Source organism: Bacillus sp. V3-13 (genome assembly GCF_002860165.1).
Taxonomy (GTDB): domain Bacteria; phylum Bacillota; class Bacilli; order Bacillales; family Cytobacillaceae; genus Bacillus_BJ.
Genome location: NZ_PGUZ01000100.1, coordinates 1 through 5,813, shown reverse-complemented (window position 1 = coordinate 5,813; position 5,813 = coordinate 1). Strand labels below are relative to the sequence as shown.

Here is a 5,813-nt window from a genome sequence, read left to right as displayed (position 1 = left end):
TCGACAAAAGAGTTGCGAAACCCTTGTCATTCCTGGCTTTTTTGTTTATTCAGCAGCCCCTAAATAGTTATACAATAATTATGCTACAATTAGTAAAAATTAGGGATGTAAAAAAGGACTGCTAAGCTTATTATGCAGTCCTTTTTTTATTTCAAATTAAGCTAAAGTCTTTAAATTTTTTTCACTTCTATGTCTCTAAGACTACTTGCCTATTCTTTGGTTCCGTAGCTAGCAATTTCATTCTTTAAATCTACTAAGCTCTTACCGGAAATTTTATCCGTTAGTGGTTCAAGATCGGTTTCAATGTTAACGAATGTCTTACCATTGTCTACTTTTATAACTTGTTTTTTTACGTAAGACTCTTGTTTTAGGTTCGTTTTTAATTGAGCTATATCGTCTTTGTCTAGTAAAATTTGAAAAGGTTCAATTGCTCCATAGTAATTTCCAAAGTTTAAATCCTTCTTTAAGAATACTAAATATTTTTCACCCGTTTCTGGTTCAAGGAATAAAGGATCTTTATTTTTTACTTTTAATTTATTCCCCTGTTCATCTTCTACTTCCACAAGTTCTTCATACCTAAGATTTATTTTTATTTTTTTATCGGACTCTCCAGCTAAAATTTCCTCTATTTTAAAATTGTAAAGATGACCTTCTACATAGTTTTCTGAATCTTCTTCTTTAATATCAGCAGGATTACGGGCCATATTCCAGGAAGAATCAAAACTATCGTATCTGCCAATTGCAACTAAATCAGCCTCTTGATACATATCCTGAAGGTTTTCTGTATAAGGAAAATCAGCACTATATGAAATATTAATTGTTTTTTTATCAGTATCAGATTCGGCAATTGATTGAGATTTTGAAATTCCGTTTGTATCGCTAGTAAACTGTTGAACACCCACAAAACCTAGAAGAGCAGCTAACGACACGCTTGTTATTAACTTAATACTCGTTTTCATAATAGTCCTCCCTTAATATATTGCATTGATTCCATTTACATCATCTGTTTGAGGTGTATATATTCTAGTTCGATCTCTAGAAGTGTTCATAATCGAAGTTCCTGATACATGATCAATCCCCATTGCGTGACCTAGTTCATGTACCCCTGAACTTTGAGCTACATTTGTTTTAGTTATATTTGTATTTCCTGCATTTAATTCTCCCGTAAACTTTGTAACAAATTTAAATGCATCATAACTAGTGTACATACGACCATAATATGTCGAAGAAGTCTCATACCAAGAATTCAATTTACTTGTTGAACCACTACTATAGGTAAAACGTACCTTTGATTGTTTACCATGCCAGCTGGTTATTGCATTCTGCCATCCTGTTTTAATTACACTAGAACCAGTTAGACGATCACCCCAGCTATACGTAGGATATGAAGTGCTGCAAGTTGAACATTTGAAGAATCGCCATCCATGAGGACTATAAGCTTGAGTACTTTCGTTTACTGTGAGAAATACTAAAAATGCTAAAAAGAGAATAAGCATACCTTTTTTCAAAAAAAACTGTTTCATAACTACCTCCTAATTTAATATAATTTTTATAACGCAATAAAAGTATAACAAATATTCAGAAAAAATTATTAAAAATGTGAAATTTTTTATGAATATTCCAAAAAATAGGAGTGTTATTATGAAAAAGTTCCTTCTTATAGTACTACCAATAATGTTATTAGTTTCATGTACCACTCAAACATCAACAACTGAGCAAATCGCATTAAATATTTTAGAAAAAGATTCAAAGGCAGATATCTTTATATTCAACGACCGTATATATAAAAAAAATGACTCAGCAGCTTCGTTGAATGAAGATCACTTAAATAAAGTAGGAGAGATAACTAAAAATTATAAAAAAGGGGTACCCTTCGAAAATGGAGTAGCCACTACTTTACCAATTGGTACAAAAATTTATTCTCAAAAACAGAGTAAGGATAAAGATGAACTATATATTAAAACAGAAGAAGGTTTCTTTAAATATATAGCCGAGGTTGAGGGGTAAAAAGCGTTATTTTATACCATCAAGCTTCCTTTCGCAAAAATAAGCATCAGAGTTTACTGTCTTAAGCTTGTGGGTATTAAGATGAAGCTAAGGGTCAGTTTACGGGAGCGATTAATGGGGGATGAATTAATCATCTTTATAAGACATAACCGGAATTTGTATAGAGAGTATCTTAACTGTGAAACGGAGAATGTAAAAAGAAAGATTGATAGTGATATTATGCTTGTTACTGAATCATTAAATGAGCTACACAAACAAAAAAGATAGTACACCAAAACTTGTTACCAGCCGAGATTATCGATGAAGATAATCTTTTTTTATGATTTTTAATAAAAATACTAAGATTGCTAATATTGGAGCAAATGGTTTGACTCCACCCGCAGGACCGACGCGACTCGAGCTGTGTACAACAGTCGCATTACCAAGCCATGTTGTACACAAGATACTGTAGGGGAAGCAAAATCAGGGATGAAAACTGGCTAGCGCTGGGGCAAGAACGCGCACGTCCTGTGACATTGTCGACACTAGTACTTCCTGTGCGTCGAAGCTGGACGAAGTTTGCAATAATCTCAAAGTTATTCACAGCGTTTGATTCTATCACTTCCTATAGGGGTCCCGGTAGCAAAACGCGGAAAACATACGCTAAGCAAAATTCGACATAAATAAAGCCGATTTTCCTCCTCTAAGGAATTTCGACTTTTTCATTATATGGTTAGTGGTCTCAATGCTTTTATATTTATCGCCTTGCTTATATCGAAAGAGTATTCTCCAAGAAAATTGATATGTTCCCAACCCAAGGGTGATATATGCTGCATTAACTCTTCCTTATAAAATCCTTTTTCCTTTAATACTGTAGTTGCTTCTGTTAAATATACGGTGTTCCAAACATTAATAGCATTTATTAAGATATTAAGGGCACTTGCGCGTTGAAGTTGTTCTTGAAGTCCTCGCTCTCTTAGTTCGCCTCGTTTACCAAAGAATATAGATCGCGCAAGTCCATTCATTGCCTCTCCTTTATTTAGTCCTTTTTGAACTCTACGCCGTAAAGCTTCACTCGATATATAATCTAAAATATAGATGGTTTTTTCTATTCTTCCCATCTCACGAAGAGCTGTTGCTAATTTATTTTGGCGTGAATAAGAACCAAGTTTACTCATAATTAGGGAACCAGATACTTTTCCTTCTCTAATTGAATGCGCTAGCCTGAGTACATCATCATAATTATCTTGAATTAACTTTGTATTAATCCGCCCTCGCAATATGCTTTCAATTTTGGGAAAGTCTCGAGGACTGCCCATCGCATAAAGCTTGGTATCAGTGAGATCCCTCAACCTTGGAGCAAAACGAAAACCCAGAATGTGACTTAATCCGAATACTTGGTCAGTATAACCGGCTGTATCAGTGTAGTGCTCTTCAATGACCAAATCAGATTCGTGATGTAGTAATCCATCTATTACGTGAACTGCATCTCTAGCATTTGTATTGATTACCTTGGTATAAAAGCTTGAAAATTGATCGCTTGTAAACCGATAAAGTGTCGCACCTTTTCCTGTGCCATAATGAGGATTAGCATCAGCATGTAAAGAGGATACTCCGACTTGTACACGCATTCCATCTGATGATGACGTTCTTCCATCTCCCCAATATGATGATAATGCAAGTTTGTGTTGAAAGTTTACTAGAGTTGTTTGAGCTTTTACCATAGCATCGTCATATAATCTCCATTGAGCTGTATTCGCCATTTGATAATAAGAGATTTCTGGCGTAGCTTCAGCCATTTTGGTCAGACCGATATTTGTTCCCATTGCCATAAGTGTGGCTATGAGTATAGACTTTTCATTGCCTTTTGGAATACGATTTGTAGATGCATGAACAAATGCCTCATCAAACCCCGTCCATCCTGCAACTTCTATAAGCAAATCAGACAGCTTAACACGAGGTAACATATTGTAAAGGGATAAACTATAGTGTTGAGCGCCTGCTCTATTGTCGAAAGGCAGGAGTTATTCGCCAACTGTTTTGTCGGATTCTATACAATGAAAGAGCCGTCAGCTTCTCTGACCATGCTATAATGGTCAGAGAAGCTGACGGCTCTTAAACTAATAAAGGAAAAGGTCATTTGTTCCTCCCTGCTTGCCGGCCCGGAGAACAAATGACTCTCTCACACTATGCCTATCATACTAGAATTCTTTTTCTCAATCAAGAAGTATATAGCTACCATAAAAACAGATGAGCTGGAAGTCTTATGTCCATGTTGTGGGAGAAGGACTAGAAGGCATGGTAAATATGAGCGGACAGTTCACTTTAAATCGGAATCTCACGATATTCCGATTATGCGAAGAAGATGCCCCGACTGTAAAAAGACATTTTCCCTAATCCCTTCCTTTATTGTTCCGTGGGGACGATTCGCCAACCATATTGTTGAATTCGTTCTCCGCTGGGTCTTTTTAGGACTCCCTTTGACTCTCCTTTCGGAGCGCCTGTCTACTAATGAAGTTCCCCGTATCTCCCTAAAAACACTATATAGATGGAAAGCTAGGTTTTTCAGCCAATTTTTGAAATGGTGGGGAGATGAGCGTGTGAGGATGGCTGAACAATATCAGGATGGAGATGGGGTGCTTGCCCTTTATCGCGAAGGGATTAGTTCGGTTGGAGAACTCCGTGTCCTGGTTTCCTTCTGTTTTGGAGAACATGACTCCATTCCAATACCGGGGAAGCTTTTTTCAGCCATACATTTCCGCCAATCCCTTGACTCTACTTGATCACAATGTTGGTGTTCCAACCTGGCGGACTATTTGGAGATGAAAGGTATTATTTCCATCTTCTTGCTCCACAAAATGTGTCCCTTTTCCGGAAGGAAAAAGAAGCGGAAAATAGGATTTGTTTTATCATCTAACGATTTTGTGGAAAAAGGAGAAAAAAAGAATGAATGAAAACCTGCGTAATGACATTGCCGCGTTCCGTTTTGGGTTGATTGCCCAAGTGGTTCAGCGGAAATTACAGCCCGGGGAGAGGTATGCCCTTTTGAGGGAGATTGCGAAACAAAGCTATACCATCCCAGGCAGCGAGAGACAAGCATCAGTATCCGATCTCTTGAAAGGTACCTGCAGGCATATGAAAAAGGAGGTTTTGAAGCCTTGAAACCTCAGGCCAGGGAAAAGAAAGGCAGTCTTCAAAAACAGGATCCAGATATTCTGAAGCGTGCGATTGAACTCAGAAAAGAACTTTCAAGCAGAAGTGTGGAACAAGTCATCCGCATCCTTGAGCTGGAGGGAAAGGTTCCAGTTGGGTTCATGAAACCTCGGACACTTTCCCGGTATTTTCAGGAACAGGGCTGGAGTAAGCGAGACCTTCACCGTTCGGTGAAGAAGGAATTCCGCCATTTTGAACACGATGCACCGAATGACTGTTGGCAGGCTGACACCCAGCACACCCTTTATTTACCCGACCCAAAAAACCCTGAGAAACGCAAAAAGGCCTACCTTATTGCCATTATTGACGATCACAGCCGACGCATTATGCATGCGGAGTTCTTTTTGGAGGAACGATATCCCCGATTGGAAAGATGTGTACAAAAAGCCGTTTTAAAGCACGGGGTTCCCCATCTTTTCTTCTGTGATAATGGATCAGTTTATAACGCCAGGCAATTCAAAGTAATCTGTGCCCGTATGGGCACCAAGCTAATCCACGCAAAGCCTTATTCACCAGAGTCGAAAGGAAAAATTGAGAAATTTTTCCAATTTGTAGATTCGAGTTTTACAGGTGAAGCCAATCTATTAATCAATCAAGGAAAGCTTACTACGCTT

4 protein-coding genes and 3 pseudogenes are annotated in these 5,813 nt (G+C 37.8%); 4 read left to right on the top strand and 3 right to left on the bottom strand.

Annotated elements, in window-relative coordinates:
* Positions 1-209: 209 nt before the first annotated feature.
* Together CU633_RS22200 and CU633_RS22195 are read right to left on the bottom strand one after the other, a co-directional pair.
* Positions 210-959, bottom strand: a complete 750-nt coding sequence (locus CU633_RS22200; protein WP_101662716.1) for a cardiolipin synthase — start codon at positions 957-959, stop codon at positions 210-212.
* A 12-nt stretch (positions 960-971) separates the two neighbouring features.
* Positions 972-1,523 carry a matrixin family metalloprotease gene (locus tag CU633_RS22195; protein WP_257959281.1) on the bottom strand — a complete coding sequence of 184 codons (552 nt, stop codon included), beginning with the start codon at positions 1,521-1,523 and terminating at the stop codon, positions 972-974.
* A 118-nt stretch (positions 1,524-1,641) separates the two neighbouring features.
* Here CU633_RS22195 and CU633_RS22190 point away from each other — a divergent pair, with 118 nt between their 5' ends.
* Complete coding sequence (locus CU633_RS22190; protein ID WP_101662715.1) at positions 1,642-2,007, top strand: hypothetical protein; 366 nt, start codon at positions 1,642-1,644, stop codon at positions 2,005-2,007.
* Between the two features lie 704 nt (positions 2,008-2,711).
* Here the strand turns inward: CU633_RS22190 and CU633_RS22185 are convergent.
* Positions 2,712-3,983, bottom strand: a pseudogene (locus CU633_RS22185) (Tn3 family transposase); the annotation flags it as partial.
* 192 nt (positions 3,984-4,175) lie between these two features.
* Here CU633_RS22185 and CU633_RS23515 point away from each other — a divergent pair.
* The 3 genes and pseudogenes from CU633_RS23515 to CU633_RS22175 all read left to right on the top strand — a co-directional run.
* Positions 4,176-4,433: pseudogene (locus tag CU633_RS23515) on the top strand (DUF6431 domain-containing protein); the annotation flags it as partial.
* Between the two features lie 153 nt (positions 4,434-4,586).
* Positions 4,587-4,769 (top strand): hypothetical protein, encoded by a 183-nt coding sequence (locus CU633_RS23510; RefSeq protein ID WP_257959282.1) that lies wholly within the window; start codon positions 4,587-4,589, stop codon positions 4,767-4,769.
* Positions 4,770-4,932: 163 nt separating this feature from the next.
* Positions 4,933-5,813, top strand: a pseudogene (locus tag CU633_RS22175) (DDE-type integrase/transposase/recombinase); the annotation flags it as partial.

What these genes read in the sequence shown, in the direction of transcription:
- CU633_RS22200 (WP_101662716.1), bottom strand. Translation starts at nt 959, where the DNA reads ATGAAAACGAGTATTAAGTTAATAACAAGCGTGTCGTTAGCTGCTCTT.
- CU633_RS22195 (WP_257959281.1), bottom strand. Translation starts at nt 1,523, where the DNA reads ATGAAACAGTTTTTTTTGAAAAAAGGTATGCTTATTCTCTTTTTAGCA.
- CU633_RS22190 (WP_101662715.1), top strand. Translation starts at nt 1,642, where the DNA reads ATGAAAAAGTTCCTTCTTATAGTACTACCAATAATGTTATTAGTTTCA.